At 33.0% G+C, this 19374-nt stretch carries 20 protein-coding genes; 7 read left to right on the top strand and 13 right to left on the bottom strand.

Annotation, left to right across the window (positions count from 1 at the left end; all coding sequences use genetic code 11):
• The first annotated feature begins 7 nt into the window (after nt 1-7).
• The 4 genes from AC000W_RS14150 to AC000W_RS14135 are packed head-to-tail and all read left to right on the top strand — an operon-like array spanning nt 8 to nt 3610.
• Nucleotides 8-1372, top strand: coding sequence for an exonuclease domain-containing protein (locus AC000W_RS14150; protein ID WP_474749207.1), 1365 nt, complete (start codon nt 8-10; stop codon nt 1370-1372).
• 5 nt (nt 1373-1377) lie between these two features.
• Nucleotides 1378-2205, top strand: coding sequence for an ion transporter (locus AC000W_RS14145; RefSeq protein ID WP_474749206.1), 828 nt, complete (start codon nt 1378-1380; stop codon nt 2203-2205).
• Nucleotides 2205-3116, top strand: coding sequence for a tRNA (adenosine(37)-N6)-dimethylallyltransferase MiaA (gene miaA, locus AC000W_RS14140; protein ID WP_474749204.1), 912 nt, complete (start codon nt 2205-2207; stop codon nt 3114-3116). Before AC000W_RS14145 ends, miaA begins: the two co-directional genes overlap by 1 nt.
• The gene (locus AC000W_RS14135; RefSeq protein WP_474749203.1) at nt 3116-3610 is read left to right on the top strand and encodes a gluconokinase; all 495 of its coding nucleotides are present in this window, start codon (nt 3116-3118) and stop codon (nt 3608-3610) included. Before miaA ends, AC000W_RS14135 begins: the two co-directional genes overlap by 1 nt.
• A 60-nt stretch (nt 3611-3670) precedes the next feature.
• On the opposite strand, the gene AC000W_RS14130 is transcribed toward AC000W_RS14135, so the two are convergent.
• The 13 genes from AC000W_RS14130 to AC000W_RS14070 all read right to left on the bottom strand — a co-directional run bounded on the left by AC000W_RS14130 (nt 3671) and on the right by AC000W_RS14070 (nt 16050).
• Nucleotides 3671-4387 carry a response regulator transcription factor gene (locus tag AC000W_RS14130; RefSeq protein WP_474749202.1) on the bottom strand — a complete coding sequence of 239 codons (717 nt, stop codon included), beginning with the start codon at nt 4385-4387 and terminating at the stop codon, nt 3671-3673.
• A 6-nt stretch (nt 4388-4393) separates the two neighbouring features.
• Nucleotides 4394-5974 (bottom strand): sensor histidine kinase, encoded by a 1581-nt coding sequence (locus tag AC000W_RS14125; protein ID WP_474749200.1) that lies wholly within the window; start codon nt 5972-5974, stop codon nt 4394-4396.
• A gap of 81 nt (nt 5975-6055) precedes the next feature.
• Nucleotides 6056-6634: a dephospho-CoA kinase gene (gene coaE / locus AC000W_RS14120; protein WP_474749199.1), complete on the bottom strand. Its 579-nt coding sequence runs from the start codon at nt 6632-6634 to the stop codon at nt 6056-6058.
• Nucleotides 6631-7551, bottom strand: coding sequence for a CdaR family protein (locus tag AC000W_RS14115; RefSeq protein ID WP_474749198.1), 921 nt, complete (start codon nt 7549-7551; stop codon nt 6631-6633). The genes coaE and AC000W_RS14115 overlap by 4 nt, the downstream gene beginning before the upstream one ends.
• Nucleotides 7552-7591: 40 nt before the next feature.
• Entirely contained in the window at nt 7592-8599 is a 1008-nt protein-coding gene (locus tag AC000W_RS14110; protein WP_474749197.1) for a glycosyltransferase family 2 protein, read from the bottom strand.
• 70 nt (nt 8600-8669) lie between these two features.
• Complete coding sequence (locus AC000W_RS14105) at nt 8670-9479, bottom strand: enoyl-ACP reductase FabI (RefSeq protein WP_474749196.1); 810 nt, start codon at nt 9477-9479, stop codon at nt 8670-8672.
• A 47-nt stretch (nt 9480-9526) separates the two neighbouring features.
• Nucleotides 9527-11179 (bottom strand): DNA repair protein RecN, encoded by a 1653-nt coding sequence (gene recN, locus AC000W_RS14100; protein ID WP_474749195.1) that lies wholly within the window; start codon nt 11177-11179, stop codon nt 9527-9529.
• 57 nt (nt 11180-11236) lie between these two features.
• On the bottom strand, nt 11237-12127 hold the full coding sequence (porD, locus tag AC000W_RS14095; protein ID WP_474749244.1) for a type IX secretion system protein PorD: 891 nt from the start codon (nt 12125-12127) through the stop codon (nt 11237-11239).
• Nucleotides 12120-13325 carry a bifunctional phosphopantothenoylcysteine decarboxylase/phosphopantothenate--cysteine ligase CoaBC gene (gene coaBC / locus AC000W_RS14090; RefSeq protein WP_474749194.1) on the bottom strand — a complete coding sequence of 402 codons (1206 nt, stop codon included), beginning with the start codon at nt 13323-13325 and terminating at the stop codon, nt 12120-12122. The genes porD and coaBC overlap by 8 nt, the downstream gene beginning before the upstream one ends.
• Nucleotides 13326-13329: 4 nt before the next feature.
• The gene (locus AC000W_RS14085; protein ID WP_474749192.1) at nt 13330-13662 is read right to left on the bottom strand and encodes a DNA-directed RNA polymerase subunit omega; all 333 of its coding nucleotides are present in this window, start codon (nt 13660-13662) and stop codon (nt 13330-13332) included.
• Nucleotides 13663-13676: 14 nt separating this feature from the next.
• Nucleotides 13677-14489, bottom strand: coding sequence for an outer membrane protein assembly factor BamD (locus tag AC000W_RS14080; protein WP_474749191.1), 813 nt, complete (start codon nt 14487-14489; stop codon nt 13677-13679).
• A gap of 131 nt (nt 14490-14620) precedes the next feature.
• Entirely contained in the window at nt 14621-15511 is an 891-nt protein-coding gene (gene dapA / locus AC000W_RS14075; RefSeq protein ID WP_474749190.1) for a 4-hydroxy-tetrahydrodipicolinate synthase, read from the bottom strand.
• Nucleotides 15511-16050, bottom strand: coding sequence for a DUF6913 domain-containing protein (locus tag AC000W_RS14070; protein ID WP_474749188.1), 540 nt, complete (start codon nt 16048-16050; stop codon nt 15511-15513). The genes dapA and AC000W_RS14070 overlap by 1 nt, the downstream gene beginning before the upstream one ends.
• A 66-nt stretch (nt 16051-16116) precedes the next feature.
• Between AC000W_RS14070 and AC000W_RS14065 the strand changes: the two genes are divergently transcribed.
• The 3 genes from AC000W_RS14065 (at nt 16117) to AC000W_RS14055 (ending at nt 19316) form a co-directional block, all read left to right on the top strand.
• Nucleotides 16117-16878: a 5'-nucleotidase C-terminal domain-containing protein gene (locus AC000W_RS14065; RefSeq protein WP_474749187.1), complete on the top strand. Its 762-nt coding sequence runs from the start codon at nt 16117-16119 to the stop codon at nt 16876-16878.
• A 2-nt stretch (nt 16879-16880) separates the two neighbouring features.
• On the top strand, nt 16881-17792 hold the full coding sequence (locus AC000W_RS14060) for a metallophosphatase (protein ID WP_474749185.1): 912 nt from the start codon (nt 16881-16883) through the stop codon (nt 17790-17792).
• A 192-nt stretch (nt 17793-17984) separates the two neighbouring features.
• Entirely contained in the window at nt 17985-19316 is a 1332-nt protein-coding gene (locus AC000W_RS14055; RefSeq protein WP_474749184.1) for a carboxypeptidase-like regulatory domain-containing protein, read from the top strand.
• Nucleotides 19317-19374 lie beyond the last annotated feature (58 nt).

Here is a 19374-nt window from a genome sequence, read left to right as displayed (position 1 = left end):
TAGATTAATGTACGCTATTTTAGATATAGAAACCACAGGGGGAAAATACAATGAAGAAGGCATCACTGAAATAGCCATTCATAGGTTCGACGGACATGAAGTCGTAGATAAATTTATAAGTCTTGTAAATCCAGAAAAGGATATTCAACCTTTTGTGGTTAAGCTCACAGGGATTAACAATAAAATGTTGCGTACTGCCCCAAAATTTCATGAAGTGGCAAAGCGTATCATAGAAATTACCCAAGGTGCTGTTTTAGTGGCTCATAATGCACAATTTGATTATAGAATCCTTAGAACTGAGTATAGGCGCTTGGGTTATAATTATGAAAGAAAAACCATTTGTACGGTAGATTTATCAAAAAACCTTCTGCCAGATGCAGAATCATATAGTTTGGGCAAATTGGTTCGTTCACTTGGAATTCCAGTCAGTGATAGACACAGAGCCAATGGTGATGCTTTGGCAACTATCAAATTATTTAAATTATTACTATCCAAGGATTCTGACAAGTCCATTCTAAAAAGTGTAGTCAAAGACGAAACTTTGGGTGAACTTTCTCCTACCCAACTAGATATTGTAGAACAATTGCCTTCTGAAACAGGCGTGTATTATATGCATAATAAAGACGGGGAAATAATTTTTCTTGGAAAAAGCAACAACATAAAAAAGAGGGTAAACCAACACTTTACCAATGATGGAGAAAAAGCAAGAAAACTACAGAAAGAAACCAAGAAGGTGACTTTTGAAAAAGCTGGAAATGAGCTGATTGCTCTTTTAAAAGAGCACGAAGAGTTGGTGAAAAACAGGCCTTTATATAATGCCCAAAGAAAACAAAAACTATTTTCCTATGCTATTTATGTATCGGCTAATGAAAAGGGATATTTAACTTTATCAGTTAAAAAAAATATAGGGGAAAAAAATAGGGTCTCTACCTTTAGCGGCTTTCATTCAGCAAAAAATCACTTATTTAAACTCAGTCAAGAATTTCAATTATGTGATAAGTTAAATGGTATTTCTGAAGCAAAGAATAATTGCTCAAAATATAATGATGGGGAATGTCATGGAGCCTGTATTAATAAAGAAAGTGTTGAGGGTTATAATAAAAGGGTACAACAAGCCATACACAAATACGGACTCAAGAAAAAAGACATTGTTATTCTAGATAAGGGTAGAGAGTTAGGCGAACGTAGTGCCATTTTAATTAAAAATGGACTATTTGTTGGTCTTGGTTTTATAGATCTTAATTACCAAATAAATAATATTCATATCTTAGAATCCATAATTACTTGTATGAGGGGTGATGAAAACACAAATCATATTATAGAATCTTATCTAAGAAAAAGAAGGGTTCAAAAAATAATTGAATTAAACTAATAGTTTTGAAAGACTCAAAAAAACATCCTGGATGGCGTGGAAAACTTCATGAAATTATTTATGAAGCAGATACACCTATGGGTAAGTGGTTTGATATTTTTCTTTTTGTTCTAATTATTATTAGTGTGGTGCTGGTAATGTTGGAAAGTGTGAAAGAGATTGATGATAAATATCATCATTCTCTCCTAATAATGGAATGGATTGTTACCATATTCTTTACAATAGAATATATTGTTAGAATCATTAGCATAAAGAAACCATCAAAATATATTTTTAGTTTCTATGGCATCATAGATTTTATTTCTACCATACCTCTTTATTTGTCGTACTTCTTTGTTGGCTCACAAGCTTTACTTGTTGTAAGAGCATTAAGATTATTAAGAGTTTTTAGAATTTTAAAACTGGTCAAGTTTTTAGGTGAGGCATCAACTTTAACTAAAGCCCTCAAAGCCAGTAGAACCAAAATTTCGGTTTTCATTTTTGCAGTTGTAATTCTTTCTGTAATCATGGGGACTATTATGTATTTAATAGAAGATAATGAAGCGGGGTTTACAAGTATTCCTAGAAGCATTTACTGGGCCATTGTGACTTTAACCACAGTAGGTTACGGAGATATTGCCCCCCAAACAAGTCTTGGACAATTTATTGCAACTGTAGTAATGATTTTGGGTTATGGAATTATTGCAGTTCCTACCGGTATTGTAACTGCCGAATTTTCAAAACAAGGAAAAAATGCAAAAATACATCTTAATACACAATCCTGCCCAAGTTGCTCTGTTGAAAATCATAGAGATGATGCTACTCATTGTTATAACTGTGGAAGCGAGCTATAATGGAAAAAATGCTTGTTTCTATAGTAGGTCCAACGGCCATTGGTAAAACTAAACTTGCCATAAAGATTGCCCAACATTATAATACTGAGATTATTTCGGCAGATTCGCGTCAGTTTTTTAAGGAAATGAAAATTGGTACTGCGGTACCGTCAAAAGAAGAATTAAAAAGTGCAACTCATCATTTTATACAACATAAAAGTATTAAAGATTCTTATTCAGTAGGAGAATTTGAAAAAGAGGCAATTTCTTTATTGCAGAAACTTTTTAAAGAAAATGATGTGGTGATTATGGTAGGCGGTAGTGGGCTCTATGTGGATGCTATTATTCATGGATTTGATGAATTTCCAGAAGTGGATCCAAAAATTAGATTGAAACTCAATAGGATATTAGATAAGGAAGGAATAAAACCATTGCAAGATAAGTTGAAGGAGTTGGATGAGAAATATTATTCGATGGTAGATATTAAAAATCCACAACGTGTAATCCGAGCTTTGGAAATATGCATTGGTTCCCACAAACCATATTCATCCTTTTTAAAAAAGAAAGATGTAAAAAGACCTTTCAATATTGTTACTATTGGAATAAATGCTGAAAGAGAATTGATTTATGACAGAATAAACAAAAGAGTAGATCTAATGATGCAAGATGGTTTACTGGATGAAGCTAAATCATTGGTTGAATATAAAAAACTGAATGCCATGCAAACAGTGGGATACAAAGAGCTTTTTAATTATTTTGATGGAGGTTGGTCATTGGATTTTGCCATATCTGAAATCAAAAAAAATACTAGGAGATTTGCTAAAAGACAACTAACGTGGTTCAAGAAAAATGAAAACACCAATTGGGTTCCCTATAATTATAAAATTGAAGATGTTTTGCATCTAATTCAAAGTAAAATCAAAACTAATTAATGTCAGGCATCAAGAAGAACATTTTTTATATTATGGGTGTATCTGGTTGCGGAAAAACAACTATCGGCACCTTATTATCAAACAAATTAAACTACCCTTTTTATGACGGAGATGATTTTCATCCCAAAGTCAATGTAGATAAAATGGCTGCTGGTAATCCTTTAAATGATGATGACCGTTATGGTTGGTTGGTTAGATTAAATGAACTGGCCATTAATCACCCAGATGGTGCTGTTATTGCGTGTTCTTCATTAAAAGAATCATATAGAGAATTGTTATCTCAAAGCATAAAGGAAAGAGTTGTTTGGATACATCTTACAGGAACTTTTAAAGAAATATCCGAACGGATGAATAAAAGGAAAGACCATTATATGCCCAGTTCCTTACTGGAATCCCAATTTCGTACTTTGGAGGTTCCCAATTATGCAATTACCGTTAGTATAATTAAAAAGCCAGAACAAATAATTGATGAAATTCTAAATAAGTTTGAATGACATAAAAAGAGCCGCATGTTATACACATACGGCTCTTCTTAATTTAAGGGAACATTTTCTTTATTCTGCTACCCCATTTTTTACAACCAAACGGAAACCTTCTCCATGAATATTCAAGATTTCGACTACATCATCTTTCTTAAGATACTTTCTGAGTTTGGCAATGTATACATCCATACTACGAGATGTAAAGTAATTATCATCCCTCCAAATTTTTGTCAATGCTAATTCCCTTGGCATTAAATCATTTTCATGCAATGCCAATAAACGTAACAACTCATTTTCTTTCGGAGAAAGCTTAATGGACTCCTCATCCTTATATTTTAAAAATCTGAGTTTAGAATTCAAATTAAAATTACCAATCTTAAACTCGAACTGTTTACTATCTGCTAAAGAATTGGAGGCTTTTCTTTGTATAATGGCTTTAAGCTTCATTAACAATACCTCAGAATCAAAAGGTTTGTTTAAATAATCATCTGCTCCTGCCTTATATCCTTTCAAGACATCTTCTTTCATAGTTTTTGCCGTCAAGAAAATAATTGGAACATTCTCGTTCTTCTCCCTAATTTCTTTTGCCAAGGTAAAACCATCTTTATAAGGCATCATTACGTCCAAAATACAAACGTCATAATTATCCTTTTTAAACTTCTCAAAACCTTCCATACCATTTTTGGCCAGAACCACATCAAAATCGTTCATGGACAAATAGTCCTTCAGGACAATACCAAAGTTTGGATCATCTTCAACTAAAAGAATTTTCTTATTTATTGTTTCCATAATTTTTTATATTAAAGGCAATTTTATATAAAAAGTGCTTCCTTTTCCCTTTTCACTCTCTGCATAAACCTCACCTTGGTGATCATCTACTATTTTCTTTACATAAGCCAGACCTAAACCATGTCCTTTTACATTATGTATATTTCCTGTGTGTTCTCTATAAAATTTTTCAAAAACTTTTTTTAGAACTGCTTTGCTCATACCAGCACCCTGGTCTTGTATTTTTACAACGATACTATTCTTTGCCAGTTCCGTAAATACATCAATTTTTGGAGCATCTTCAGAATATTTCACGGCATTGTCCAAGATATTTACAATTACATTGGTCAAATGCATTTCATTTCCTAAAACCTCTGTTCTTTCAGCATTAAAATTTGTTTTTATATATCCCCCTCTGTCTGATACTATAAGTTCTATATGGGCAATGGCATCATTAATAATGTCGTGAACATCTACCTTTACCTTACTAATTTCCAATTGTTTCTTCTCCAATCTAGAAATGCGCAATACATTTTCTACCTGTGCATGCATTCGTTTGTTCTCCTCTTTTATCATTTTTAGGTATCTATTTACCTTTTCCTCATCACCAATTGTCTTTGGGTTTTTAATGGCCTCTACTGCCAAATTTATTGTTGCAATGGGTGTTTTAAACTCATGCGTCATATTATTGATAAAATCTGTTTTTATTTCAGATATTTTTTTTTGTTTCAAAAGCTGAAATATTGCACTGGTATAAGCTACAATAATTACCACTGTGAACAAAAATGACAAAATAGCCATCCCAATAATAGATCTAAACAAGAACTCTTTTTTCTGAGGAAAATTAAGTAGAAGTGAGAAATTTGTATTCCCTTCACTATCCTTAAAAATAGGTGCTTTATAGAGTTTGCTTTCTGAGAATTTAAACTTCTTAGATTTTAATTTGGTGGGTAAACCCTTACTATAAACACCGTATTCGTAATCTATATTTATTCTACGGTTTTTAAGTTCTCTGCTTATGAGAAGCTCTATCTCCTGTCTAGAAGCCCTTTCGTGCACAGGAACTGTTTTCGCCATCTGCCCAAAAACATCATCAAATTTAGCCTTCTCCATTTTTGACAATCCACCAATTTTTTCCAATTGTTGGACTGGAGTTAGCTTGCTACGCCTTCCATCTAAGCCAAAATCTTCCTTAAAAACAGTGGTTGACCTTCTACTCGTAAAATTTTTAATGCTACTGGTATCTGTTCCGATACCATTATCAAAGAACGTTGATGATATATTATAATCTTCCTCTAAAATTCCATGTTGATAAAAACGAATTTCATTGGAGTTGTCATCCCTATTTACAAAAACTAAACTACTTAATTGAGAACTTTGTGGTTTTCCTACACTATCTATAAGGCCGAAATATCTTTCAAAATAAGTGTTCCTCTCACTTTCCTCAATTTTATCAGTTACCCTACTCAAAACTTCAGACACTGTGTTGGAAAATTGCTCCTCCCTATCCTCTACCGACCTTGTAATCCAATATCCTTGAACAAATATTATCCCAATTAGGGAAAGGCTCATTAAGATTACTAGAAGTATAAATAACCTCTTATTCATTTTTGTAAAATTAGAAATTTAACATCTTGTAGTTGAAGTGTTTAACCAAACCTTAACAATTATGTTAAAATTAATGGATAACTACAACGAAAGGAGCTGGTTATGAATTCTTAAAACCTCTTCTTGGGTCGCATCCAAATAGATGTTTTCAATAATATAGTGGGCCTTTTCCTTCTTCGTGGTATCATCCCATTGATTATCTATCCTATCTTGCACTTTTTTCTCGGCAACTTTGTCTCTGGTTACCACTCTTTTTACTCGAATTTCCTCTGGAGCAGTCACCAAAATAATCTTATCGTATTTATCTTCTGATGAATTTTCAAATATTATGGCCGCTTCCTGTATAACATATTGCGCATTCTGTTTCTTTGTCCATGACAAAAAATGTTTTCTCACTGCAGGGTGAACAATGTTGTTCATTTCCTGAAGTAAGTTTTTATCGCCAAATATCCTACTTGCTATATAGGCTTTGTTTAGTTTTTTGTCTTTGTATGCTTCCTCCCCTAAAAGCTCAATAATAGCTTTTCTTACTTTTTTGGACTTCTTCATAAGTCGTTTAGCCTCCTTATCAGAATTATATACCGGGACTCCCAATGCCTTAAACATTTTTGCAACTGTTGTTTTTCCACTCCCAATACCACCCGTAAGTCCAACAATCATTCCTCTTTTTTTAAGATATACTCAACTTCAGTTTCCAAAGGCTGTGCACTATATACAGAACTAGGCATTTTTGTCAATTCCAATGGCAATACGTTAGTTGGGCTATCGACCGCCATACTATAATTCACAGAAAGTGAAAAATCGGAAGCTCTTAAGTTCTTTAATTCATCTAATTTGGCTTTACAAAGAACAGAAACTGTATTAGGGAAAGTCTGTATACTTAGCCCTTCTGGAAGGTTGATTACTTCCACTGGAACATCTATAACTATTTCCGAAAATTTTGATACATTACCTGATATTTTTACAGTATTGACAGAATAATGAGTATTTAGAATCTCTTCGGGCTTCACCAGGTCTATCGGGTATGAAAAGTCAGAATTTAAATCTGATATTGTTTTTGGAAAAGTTCTAACACTAGTTATAGTATCTATTTCATTTTTAGGACCTTTAATAGTGATTGTCTTGGGCTTAATGACCAGTTCACCTTCTAAGATATGGTTCTGGGCTAGCGTAATTCCCAAATTACAAATAACTGGGACTTCCTTAGTAAACAATTTAAAAAAATCAAAAAAAATAGTATCATTATCAAGATTAACCAACTCAACAGAATTGCCTAATTGTCTATCTATTTGCTTTTTATAAGTCTGTGGGGTAACAAAGTATTTAGCTCCCTTTTTTTGAATAGATGATAAGTCCAATTTTACTTTTTCTCGTTTTAGTCCATAATTTAAAAACTGAAATCCGTTTGCTTTAAGCTTAACATCTATTTTGTTCTTTGAAACATTAGCCAGTAGTAAACTGTCGGGAACATTTTCAAATTCCAAATCAAAGGTAGAATCACTAGCATATGATTCTGATAAATTACTAATTAACCAAGCCAAACCAGAGCATAGAAAAAACAATAGAAAAATTTTCACTTTTCTTCTGTTAAGGCTACTTTTTAGTCTCTTTATCAACTTAATCTGTTTTAAAAAATAATTTTGGAAATAATTCCTGTGGATTTTTATTGCTAAAATTAGTCAAGATTGTGGACTTTAAAAAACCATAACCGTACCCAAAAAATTGAATGCAAATTGCTAATATTGATAACAAGGCTACAGAAAGATTCTTGTTCTTAATCAAGGAATCAAAAAAAACAATCATAAAATACACCCCATAAAAATAAAGTGGAATTTTAACGTCTAAAAGTATTAATGCAAATGAAACCAACAATCCAATGCAAAAAAGCGCTGGAAACCAGTAAGTCATTTTCCCCGTGCCTTTATGCCACTTATTAAGAATTGGACGCACCATTCCAAATTTATTTACTTGAATATAAAACTTGTTCCAATCTATTCTTCGCTTATGATATACATACGCTTCAGGAATCAATTTGGTCTTATATCCACTATCCCAAATCCTAAAAGTTAAATCCGGGTCTTCCCCAGGATGAATATTTCCGTACCCATTTGTAGACAAAAAGGCCTCCTTAGAAATTCCCATATTAAAACTCCTTGGCTGAAATTTATTCACAGAATTCTTATTCCCCCTAATACCACCAGTTGTAAAAAAAGAGGTCATAGCATAATTTATTGCCTTCTGTACAATACTGAAAGAATCATGGGCCGCATCTGGGCCACCAAAACAATTGACAAATTCTTTTTGCAAAGAGCTGTCAACTGCACTTAAATAATATGATGGTAAAATACAATCTGAATCTAAAACAATAAAATAATTGCCTTTAGCATGATGCATACCATAATTTCTAGAATCACCTGGTCCCGTATTCTTCTTTTTTAAATATGTAATAAAGAGCTTATCCTTGAACTCTTTAATCACAGTCTCAGAACTCAAGGTTGAGCCATCCTCCACTATTACAATTTCAAAATTGGACTTGTAATCTTGAGTCACCAAACTGTCCAATAGCTCCTTAATTTCATCAGGTCTATTATAAACAGGAATTATAAATGAATAACTTAAGCCCATATACATATCAATGTAAAAAAGAAAAGCCATCCTCACAAATGGGATGGCTTTTATTATGTGTATTATTTCATTATGAAAATTTCTCTATAACTTCTTGACTTACTCCCGTATTGGAAAAACCACCATCGTGGAATAAATTCTGCATAGTAACTTTTTTTGTCAAATCAGAAAATAAGCTTACTGTATAATCTGCACAATCAGCAGCTGTAGCATTTCCAAGTGGAGACATTTTTTCGGCATAACTAATAAAGCCATCAAACCCTTTAACTCCTTGTCCTGCCGTAGTTGGAGTTGGAGATTGGGAAATAGTATTTACTCTAACATTTTTCTCTTTTCCATAGAAATAACCAAAACTCCTGGCTACAGATTCTAAATATGCTTTATTATCTGCCATGTCATTATAATCTGGGAATGTTCTTTGCGCAGCCATATAGGTCAATGCAACAATACTTCCCCATTCATTCATAGCATCTTCTTTATACAGACTTTGCATTACTTTATGGAAAGACAATGCAGAAACGTCCCAGCCTTTAGCTGTAAAATCATATTTTTCGTCTGTATAAGACCTTCCTTTTCTAACATTGACAGACATGCCGATTGAATGCAAAACAAAGTCCAATTTACCCCCAAGAATCTCCGTAGCTTTAGTAACCAAGTTCTTTAAATCCTCTTCATTTGTAGCATCTGCAGGTACAATTTCAGAGCCAGTTTTTTCAGCTAATTCCTTTATCTGTCCCATTCTCATGGCAATTGGTGCATTGGTCAATACAAATGTACCTCCTTCTTCGTGTACTCTTTCTGCAGTTTTCCAAGCAATTGAATTTTCGTCCAAAGCTCCAAAAATTATCCCTCTTTTACCTTTCAATAAATTATATGCCATGCTGTTCTTATGTTTTAATAATAGTGTTCAAAGATATTTAAAATTAGTTAATTTAATAGTTGTTTGGCGTGAGCGATAGCAGAATCGGATAAAGTTTTTCCTCCAAGCATTTCTGCCAACTCCACTACCCTTTCGTCCGTAGTTAGTTTTTTAATTCTTGTGTGGGTCTGCACACCATCATCTTCCTTATAAACCTTATAATGATGTGTCCCTTTTGACGCCACTTGTGGCAAATGTGTTATTGAAAAAACCTGCATGGTACCGCTCATTTCTTCCATTATATCACCCATTTTGTTTGATATTTCTCCAGATACTCCTGTATCAATTTCATCAAACATAATAGTTGGCAACTGTTCATATTTAGTAAGTATGGATTTTATTGTCAACATAATTCTAGACATTTCACCACCAGAAGCCACTTTTTTAAGCTCTCCATAATCAGCACCTTTATTGGCTGAAAACAAAAAGGTTAAATTATCTTTTCCATTACTCTTAAAATTAGAAGAAGGATTTAGCTCAATTTTAAATGATGCATTGGGCATCCCTAAAGATGTAAGTGTTTCTATTAATTGTTTACCCAAAGAAGGTATAATTTTTTTTCTTTCAGCACTAATACTATCAGAAAGATTTGCAACTACTTTTTCTTGTTCAGTTAATTCCTTTTCCTTTTCCAAGATGTTCTCCTCAACATTTTCAGAAGCAGACACTTTGATTACAAGTTCTTCCCTAATTTCAATTAATTCTTCAACAGTTTGTGTATGGTGTTTTTTTTGTAAATCATACAACAGTTGTAGCTTACCATTTATTTCTTCTAATAATTTAGGATTAGCCTCTACTCCCTCTTGAATAGTTACAATTTCTGTGGAAATATCATCCAACTCAATAAAAATAGATTGTATTCTATCGTTTAAAGATTGATACTGGGTGCCAAAAGAAATTAGTTTGGCAGAAACTTGCTTCAATTGTGACAGCAAAGCAACCGCTCCTATTTGCTCGTCATTTAAAAGCTGATTCCCTTTTGACAGTTCTTCTAAAATAACTTCCACATTGTTCAACTGCTCATACTGCTCTTCCAGTTCTTCTATAATTCCTTTCTGTAAGGGCGCGTCTTCCAGTTCTTTCAATAGAAAACTGTTATAGTCATGGTCTTTAGTAGCATTTAGTTGAAAATCCTTTAACTGGAATAATTCTTTGTCAATTAAATTATATTTTTTTAATTCTTTTTTATATTCATATATCAAAGAACTATTATCTGCCAAAGCATCAATAACCTTCAATTGAAAATCATTATCCGTTAACTGCAAAGTCTGGTGCTGAGAATGGACATCAATTAACCTATTGCCCAACTGCGTTAAAATATCTAAAGTAACAGGAGAGTCATTGATGAAAGCTCTGGATTTACCACTTGGTCGTATCTCTCGTCTTATTACCGTCAATGCTTCATAATCCAAATCATTATTGCTAAAAAAGGATTCAAGGTTATATTTTCCTACCTCAAACTCAGCTTCAATAATACATTTCTTTTCTTTATCTCTTAAAGAAGATAAATCTGCTCTTTTTCCCAATACCAAAGAAAGTCCCCCGAGTAAGATTGATTTACCAGCGCCTGTTTCTCCTGTAATTACGGTAAACCCATTTGTAAACTCAATGTTTAAATGGTCTATTAATGCGTAGTTTTTTATGGAAAGGGTTGATAGCAACTTATAGCAAATTAGTGCCGTAAAGATACTTTTTTATACCCTGCAAAAAAATGAGGTTTAAAACTTTATTTCATTCCAGGTTGTGGAATAAAAAGGGGCGATTTTATTGAGGGTCTCTTGCAGCTTAACAACGTCTACCTTTGGGCCATCAGAAAATATATTACGAATTTCCTCTGACTTGGCGTCAAAAAAGGTCTGAATTAAAAAGGCGTTGGGACGTCTAGAAATCAACGTTTCAAACAAACGCATACTTCCAGAGATAATTTGTTTCCCTGTGCTGTTATTGTCCGCCAGTATATCCATACCTTTTCTGTGATAGTTGTACATGGCAATACGGTATTCCCTAAAGGTGTTGGATAATAAATTATCTACCAACTCAAAACGAGTTCTTTCCCCTGTTGTTTGTTTCCAACCAGAGAAATTGGTACTCTGAGCTTGGGTAACTATGTTTTGTGCTTTACGATACATATCATTTCCGCCTTCCAAGGCAAATGTATCAGCATCCAATCCTAAAATTAGGTATACATAGTAAGATATAACCCCAACCAAATTGGAATCAAAAACATTTTCATTAAATGCCAAAGGTTGAAATTCTATATACTGAAAATCGAACTGGTTATCCTTATAATTAAAAACTGGAGTCTCATACGAAGAATTAAAAACTGGTCTGGATGATTGTAATTGAATGTTAGCTCTAAACCTATCAGATTCATATTCCGTCACCGTAATGAACATTCTGGCATTAACTCGTTCGTTTTCTTTATAAACTTTATTGGTCCATTTTGTTCTATTGACAAAATCGTTCAAAGAACGCTCCAAGGTTTTAAAAACTTGTTGGTTAGTTTGCCCAACTTGGTCAGAATTAATTGTAATTGTACAGTTTAATTCCTGCGCCCCAAGAAAGATGCTAAAAGAAAAACAAAAAAATGCAATTAGAAAATTACGCATGTATTCTAACAATGATTTCATTCAATAAATCCAAGGCTACTTCTGCCTTCGTCTTTAATTCAAACGTCTTAATATTCAAATTCTTATCAATAAAGGATATTTTGTTTGTTTGTTTTCCAAAACCAGCCCCAGAATCATTTAAGGAATTCAAAACAATAGCGTCAAGATTCTTTCTTTTGAGCTTTCCTTTTGCATTTTCAACCTCATTCTCTGTTTCCAAAGCAAAACCAACTATGAATTGATTTTCTTTTTGCTCACCCATAGAAAGTAATATGTCCTTATTCTTAACTAAATCAATAGTCAATTGACTTTCCTTTTTCTTAATTTTTTGGTCCGCAACTTCTTTTGGCTTATAATCTGCTACTGCGGCGGCAGAAATAGCAATGTCCACATCTTTATAATGTTTATGTACTGCTTTATACATATCATCTGCAGATGTTACCATAATTAATTTAATAGAATGGTGTTGAATTGATAAGTGTGATGGTCCTGATACTAAAATCACCTCTGCCCCCATTTTTGCAGCTACCTTGGCTAATTCGTATCCCATTAATCCTGAAGAATGATTGCCAATAAACCGCACAGGATCTATTGCCTCATAAGTTGGTCCAGCAGTAATCAAAATTTTTTTTCCACTTAAGGGAAGCCCCTTAGATAGATAGGTTTGAATAAATTCAATAGTATCCTCCGGTTCCGCCATTCTTCCTTCACCATGCAGGCCGCTAGCCAACTCTCCAGAAGTTGCTGGTATCATTATATTGCCAAAAGATTTTAATCTGTCAAAAGAAAGCTTGGTAGATTCATGCTTGTACATATCTAAATCCATGGCTGGAGCAAAAAAAACTGGGCACTTTGCAGACAAATAAGTCGCCAACAATAAATTGTCGCAAGTGCCATGTGCCATTTTGGACAAGGTATTGGCAGTAGCGGGAGCAATTAGCATTAAATCTGCCCAAAGTCCTAATTCTACATGATTGTTCCATGAAATACTATTATCTTCTTCCTTTACAAAGGAAGAAAGCACTGGGTTTTTAGAAAGGGTGGCAAGTGTTAGTGGGGAAACAAAAGAGCTGGCACTTTCAGTTAAAATTACTTTAACATCTGCACCAGCTTTAATCAATAATCGTACAAGGAAAGTGGTTTTATAGGCGGCAATACCCCCTGTTATTCCTAAAAGGATATTTTTTCCGCCCAGCATAACTCTAAACGTCTTTCTCTGTATTCCTGTGGTATATCTTATCCTCTAACCACTCTATCACTGCTAAAGCATGTGGTTTTGGTAATTTTTCATAAAACTTAGAAACTTCTATTTGTTCCTTATTTTCAAAAACTTCTTCTAAGCTATCGCTATAAGTAGCAAATTCTTCCAGTTTTTCTAAAAGCTCCTTTTTTATTTCAGAATTAATTTGAATGGCTCTTTTGGCAGTAATTGCAATTGCCTCATAGATGTTTTCCGTTGGGGCATCAAACTCATTCTTGTTTATAGTTACGGTAGATACCGGAGCTTTCGAATTTTTTAAATCGTTCATGTTCATTTTAGTTGAAGATTTTATTTTGAATAATTTTGTAATTGTTTATCTACTTTCCCCAATAAATCATCTGCTTTCTTTTGATATTTTGTGTCTGGGAAATTCTTTTTTAATGTTCTATATGCTTCTTGAGCATTTCTTAGTCTTTCTTCCATTCTGTTCGCTGTACTATTTAACGCCAAATTGGTGGTTGCTATTACTTTTTGATACATAACCTCTTCCTTATATATGGAACCAGGGTAATCTGAAATAAAATTATCAAGAGCAGCAATAGCAGAAATATTATAATCCAAAGTATAAAATTCCCCAAGTTTTGCAAATTGCTTGGCTATTTCATAAGCTTTTCTTTCTTTCTTAGTAGTAAGCTCTTTCGCCATAATATTGGCCTGTGGCAAATATTCTGAATCTGGATAGGCATTAATAAAATTTTGAAGTTTTAATAAAGCTTTATCGGTATCTGTCTGATCCAAAGAATATCTTGGTGACAATTCATAGTAACTTCTTGCTCCAAGAAATGTAGCTTCTTGTGCCTTATCACTCTTTGGATATGATTTTACAAAACGCTCAAACTGATATCCTGCTGTATAATAATCTTTAATCTTAAAATAAGAATCTGCAAAAAAGAACATCACTCGTTCCCCTTGTGGTTTTCCAACATACTTGGGCGCTACTTGTTCAAAAAGCCTATTGGCCCTTTTGAAGTCCCCTTCCTCATAAAATTTTTGGGCCATATCATATTTGGCCTTTACATCATCTTCTTTCAGTACTTTTTGGTACTCACTACAGGATGATAAAATGGTTAAAAAGAATAAAATAGGAAGTAGTCGTCTCATTTTCAAAAACATTTTGCAAAATTACGGATAATCAACGGATTTAAAAAACATTTTTACAATGCGAAAATAAGGCTGCCCATACCTTTCGACAACAATTTTGGCTAAGCTTTAACTTTATGAAAAGTAGATAACTATGCGTGTACCTTAGAGAACACTTTTAGAAATTCTGAAATTCTACTCTTTAAAGAGTTTGTAGCAACAACCAATGGCAATCTTACAGCTGCTCCAGACAATTCAAAAATTTCATATATGGCCTTTATACCAGCTGGATTTCCTTCTTTAAAGATAAGTTCCATTCCATCTTGCAAAGCATATTGCAATCTATATGCTTCATCAACTTCACGCTCCAGACCAAGTCGAATCATTTTAGAAAATTCTCTGGGAAGTCCTTGCCCTAAAACAGATATAACACCTGTGCCTCCAGCCAATACTGTTGGCAAAGCTGTAAAATCATCCCCAGAAATAACCATAAAATTTTCTGGCTTCTTTTGAATTATTTTCATGACCTGCGCCATATCTCCAGAAGCTTCCTTTACTCCAACAATATTTTTAAAATCATTTGCCAAGCGCAAAACTGTTTCTGGCAAAACATTACTTCCTGTTCTACCTGGGACATTATATAAAATAATAGGTTTAGTAGATATTAAAGCCAATGCTCTAAAGTGTTGGTAAATACCTTCTTGTGTTGGTTTGTTATAATATGGAGATACAGAAAGTATGGCATCAAAATTATCTAAATTCCAATATTGGAGTTCATTTACTACACCTGCAGTATTATTGCCGCCAATACCTAGAACCAATGGTAATCTACCCGCATTGGCAGAAACAATGGTGTCTATAACCACTTGTTTTTCTACCTTAGATAGTGTAGTAGGCTCACCTGTTGTTCCTAAAACAACCAAATAATCCACTCCTCCATTTATATTGTATTCCACAATTTTCTCCAATGCAATGACATCAACAGAAAAATCCTCTTTAAAAGGGGTTACCAATGCTACTCCTGTACCATGTAATTGTTCCATTACTTATTAATTTCCTTTAGTACAATCAAATATTTTTTAAGCTCTTTCTTAAATGTCTTAAAGTCCTTTAACGGAGCATTTAAAATTAGGTCGTTAAAATTTTCATCTATTTCACCAAAACCAACTTTAATTCTAGCTTTTGTTTTCAAGGTCATCAATTTCATTAATAAACTATCCTGTGTATAGTAGTTTATCAATAAATCATATTCCCTGTTCAAAAATTCTAATGCATAACTGTTTTCAACATCTCCATTCCAACCCAAATCTTTATCAGAAAAAACAGGTGTTGAATAAGGTGAGTTCTTATCATAAAAACTTTTATACCCAATTATCTTAACCGCATTTGGCCTTAAAGAAAAATCTTCCAACAATTCAAAAAACACTTCAGAATTTGTAAACTGATCCAAATCAACAATACAACCTACAGAAGATATTCCCTTCTTTCTGTCAACAACAGGATGATTTTTTTTTAATTCCTCCTTTAGGTGCTTTAAACCAGATTTAACTTTAAATTTATCCTTTAGACCCTTTAAAAACATTTATTTTTCACATTTTTACAAATGTAAAAATATCCATATAACTTTACAGCTAAGATACCAACTATAATGATTTTAAAAATAAAACATTTTGTTATATTTATAACTTTTATTTGTTTTTTTTCTTGTAAGAAGAAAAGCTATGTAGTAACATCTATACAAGGTTCACAAATAGAATTAACGGACTCTATTAATGAGGTAGACTCCATTGAGTCTTTTGTTACGCCTTACAGAAATAGAATAAATGAAATATTGGACAGTACCCTTGCCTATGCACCTAAGATGATTAGTAAAATTGATGGTAAATACAATACTTCTGCAGGCAACCTAATGGCAGATATTGTTCTTTCTGAAGCCAATCCAATTTTTAAATTAAGAAGTACAAATGATATAGATTTTGTTCTACTGAATTATGGAGGGATTCGCTCTATCATTTCCAAAGGAAAAGTAAGCGCTCGTACAGCTTACCAGGTTATGCCTTTTGAAAATGCTATTGTTGTAGTGGAGTTAACTGGGAAATCAGTCAGAGAATTGGTTTATTTTCTTATAAATTCTGAAGTACCACATCCCATTTCTGGGTTGCAAATAATTTTAGATAAAAACAACAGCTTACAATCTGTAAATATTAATGGGAAACCTTTTAATGAAGACAACACCTATTTTGTAGCTACTTCTAGTTATTTGTTAACTGGTGGTGACCGAATGGGCTTCTTTAAAGATAATATTGGAGTAACTGAAGTAGATTATATGATACGGAATGCCATGATAGACTACTTTAAAAAAGTGGATACCATTGCGCCAGTCGTTGATGATAGATTTATAAAATTATGATGATGAAAAGAAGAAAATTTATTAAGCAGACGACTGCTACATCAACATTCGTAGGATTAGGAGGACTCACATTAAACTCTTGCCAAACAGATTCTAAAAAGAAAATAACTATTCTACACACCAATGATGTCCACAGTCATATTGATGCATTCCCAATGGACCACTCCCAATTCCCTAATTTAGGAGGTCTAGCGCGTAGGGCAAGCTTAGTGGAGCAAATTAGAAATGAAAACCCCAATACGTTACTTTTTGATGCCGGTGACATCTTCCAGGGTACTCCATATTTTAATTTTTATGGTGGGGAGCTAGAGTTTAAGCTCATGAGTATGTTAAAATATGATGCCGCTACCATTGGAAACCATGACTTTGATAATGGTATTAATGGGCTCCTTTCCCAATTACCCCATGCCAAGTTTGAAATGCTTTCTGCAAATTATGATTTTACCAATACACTCATGGATGGGTATGTAAAGCCCTATAAAACTTACATTATTGATGATATTAAAATAGGGGTCTATGGTTTGGGTATTCAGCTTCAAGGGTTAGTTACTAAAAATCTGTATAAGGAAACTAAATATTTAAATCCTTATGAAATTGCTACAGAAGTGGAACTTAAGTTAAAAGAAGAAGAAAAATGTGATATCATTGTTTGTCTTTCCCATTTAGGATATGCATACCAAGATACCAGTAGACCCCATGATTTGGATTTGGCAACGAGAACCACCCATACAGATTTAATAATTGGAGGGCATACCCATACTTTTTTAGAAAAACCAACTATTAAGAAAAATAGAAAAGGGAACAATGTGCTTATAAATCAAGTAGGGTGTTATGGCATTAATCTGGGGCGAATAGATTTTTATTTAGACAGTAATAAAAATGCACAGGCAGATGGTGTTTCAATTTTAGTATAAACTTCATTTTTACTTTTCATAAACCAACTTAATTTTGAATAATTTTGTTTCTATTTTGTTTCAAAAAAAGAAGTCCTTTTAAAAAATAACTCTTAATTTTAGTTAATTAACAATGCTTATCTAGTTAAAAATCACTACCTTATACTAATCATTTGGGTTTTGTTAAAACAAATAAACTAAAGTTTAAAAATCATGCTATATAGAAAAAACAACTCACAACTAAGATTCTCTTCAATTTTAATTTTGATATTATTATTGGTTGGGGCTACAGGAACTTTACAGGCATCAGCCTTTTTTCAAGATGACCAAGGTGTTTCATTTAATCAATTTAAGGGGGAGGTTAGGGATAGCCAGACCAAAAAGCCACTTGTCTTTGCTACAATAGCCTTAGATGGAACTAATATTAGTACCATTTCAAATACCGAAGGGGAGTTTTTATTAAAAGTTCCAAAAAATACAAGAGATGGCAATGTTATAATATCATTTTTGGGGTATAGTACTAAATTAATTCCCCTATCTCAATTTAAAAGTGAAAAAAACGTCATAGGGTTAGATGTATCTATAATAGAATTATCTGGAGTGGATATTTCCATTCCAAAGGATGCCAGGGAATTAGTAAAACAAACATTGGCAAAAAAAGGAGAAAATTATTTTAATGACCCAACTTTAATGACCGCTTTTTACAGAGAGACCATTAAAAAACGAAAAACAAATGTATCGCTTTCCGAGGCTGTAGTAAATATTTATAAAACACCTTATACATCCAACCGTAAGGATGCCATGCAGCTTTATAAAGCAAGGAAAAGTACAGACTATAGCAAACTAGATACAGTAACACTCAAATTACAAGGAGGGCCTTTTAATACTCTTTTTGCGGATGTTATGAAATATCCCGAATATATTTTCACAGACGAATCCATAGAAGATTACACTTTTAGTTTTGACCATTCTACTAAAATTAATGATAAGAATGTATTTGTGATAGATTTTAAACAAAAAGGGCATATTGATGAGCCCCTATATATGGGTAAATTATATATTGATGCTGAAAAGAAAACACTTACAACAGCAGTATATTCATTAAATATTACCAATAAAGAAAGAGCAGCACAAATATTTGTTCGTAAAAAACCTAAAAATGCCAAAGTGTGGCCCACTGAAATGGCATACAGAGTAAATTATAGGGAAAAAAATGGAAGATGGTATTATGGATATAGTAATGTTTTGCTTGAGTTTAAAATTAATTGGGATGATAAATTATTTAATTCAGTTTATAGTATGTCAGCAGAGATGGCTGTGACCGACTGGGAAACAAATAAGGACGGAGAAGTACCAAAATATAAGGATAGACTTAAATCTTCTATTATTTTAAGTGATGAGGCCATTGGTTTCTCTGACCCAGATTTTTGGGGAGAATACAATATTATTGAACCAGAAAAATCTATTGAATCTGCTATTAAAAAAATACAAAGGCAACTAAGAAGAGCTAAAAATAATAGTGGTCAGGCAATACCAACTCCATAGAATTCAATATAAAAATTTAAAAAATCCTCGGTAAAGCACGAGGCTTTTTTTATTTATT

The organism is Saonia sp. (assembly GCF_056326165.1).
This window is presented reverse-complemented; position numbering and strand designations above follow the sequence as displayed.

What these genes read in the sequence shown, in the direction of transcription:
- AC000W_RS14150 (WP_474749207.1), top strand. Translation starts at nt 8, where the DNA reads ATGTACGCTATTTTAGATATAGAAACCACAGGGGGAAAATACAATGAA.
- miaA (WP_474749204.1), top strand. Translation starts at nt 2,205, where the DNA reads ATGGAAAAAATGCTTGTTTCTATAGTAGGTCCAACGGCCATTGGTAAA.
- AC000W_RS14135 (WP_474749203.1), top strand. Translation starts at nt 3,116, where the DNA reads ATGTCAGGCATCAAGAAGAACATTTTTTATATTATGGGTGTATCTGGT.
- AC000W_RS14130 (WP_474749202.1), bottom strand. Translation starts at nt 4,387, where the DNA reads ATGGAAACAATAAATAAGAAAATTCTTTTAGTTGAAGATGATCCAAAC.
- AC000W_RS14125 (WP_474749200.1), bottom strand. Translation starts at nt 5,974, where the DNA reads ATGAATAAGAGGTTATTTATACTTCTAGTAATCTTAATGAGCCTTTCC.
- coaE (WP_474749199.1), bottom strand. Translation starts at nt 6,634, where the DNA reads ATGATTGTTGGACTTACGGGTGGTATTGGGAGTGGAAAAACAACAGTT.
- AC000W_RS14110 (WP_474749197.1), bottom strand. Translation starts at nt 8,599, where the DNA reads ATGGGCTTAAGTTATTCATTTATAATTCCTGTTTATAATAGACCTGAT.
- AC000W_RS14105 (WP_474749196.1), bottom strand. Translation starts at nt 9,479, where the DNA reads ATGGCATATAATTTATTGAAAGGTAAAAGAGGGATAATTTTTGGAGCT.
- porD (WP_474749244.1), bottom strand. Translation starts at nt 12,127, where the DNA reads ATGCGTAATTTTCTAATTGCATTTTTTTGTTTTTCTTTTAGCATCTTT.
- coaBC (WP_474749194.1), bottom strand. Translation starts at nt 13,325, where the DNA reads ATGCTGGGCGGAAAAAATATCCTTTTAGGAATAACAGGGGGTATTGCC.
- AC000W_RS14085 (WP_474749192.1), bottom strand. Translation starts at nt 13,662, where the DNA reads ATGAACATGAACGATTTAAAAAATTCGAAAGCTCCGGTATCTACCGTA.
- AC000W_RS14080 (WP_474749191.1), bottom strand. Translation starts at nt 14,489, where the DNA reads ATGAGACGACTACTTCCTATTTTATTCTTTTTAACCATTTTATCATCC.
- dapA (WP_474749190.1), bottom strand. Translation starts at nt 15,511, where the DNA reads ATGGAACAATTACATGGTACAGGAGTAGCATTGGTAACCCCTTTTAAA.
- AC000W_RS14070 (WP_474749188.1), bottom strand. Translation starts at nt 16,050, where the DNA reads ATGTTTTTAAAGGGTCTAAAGGATAAATTTAAAGTTAAATCTGGTTTA.
- AC000W_RS14065 (WP_474749187.1), top strand. Translation starts at nt 16,117, where the DNA reads ATGATTTTAAAAATAAAACATTTTGTTATATTTATAACTTTTATTTGT.
- AC000W_RS14060 (WP_474749185.1), top strand. Translation starts at nt 16,881, where the DNA reads ATGAAAAGAAGAAAATTTATTAAGCAGACGACTGCTACATCAACATTC.
- AC000W_RS14055 (WP_474749184.1), top strand. Translation starts at nt 17,985, where the DNA reads ATGCTATATAGAAAAAACAACTCACAACTAAGATTCTCTTCAATTTTA.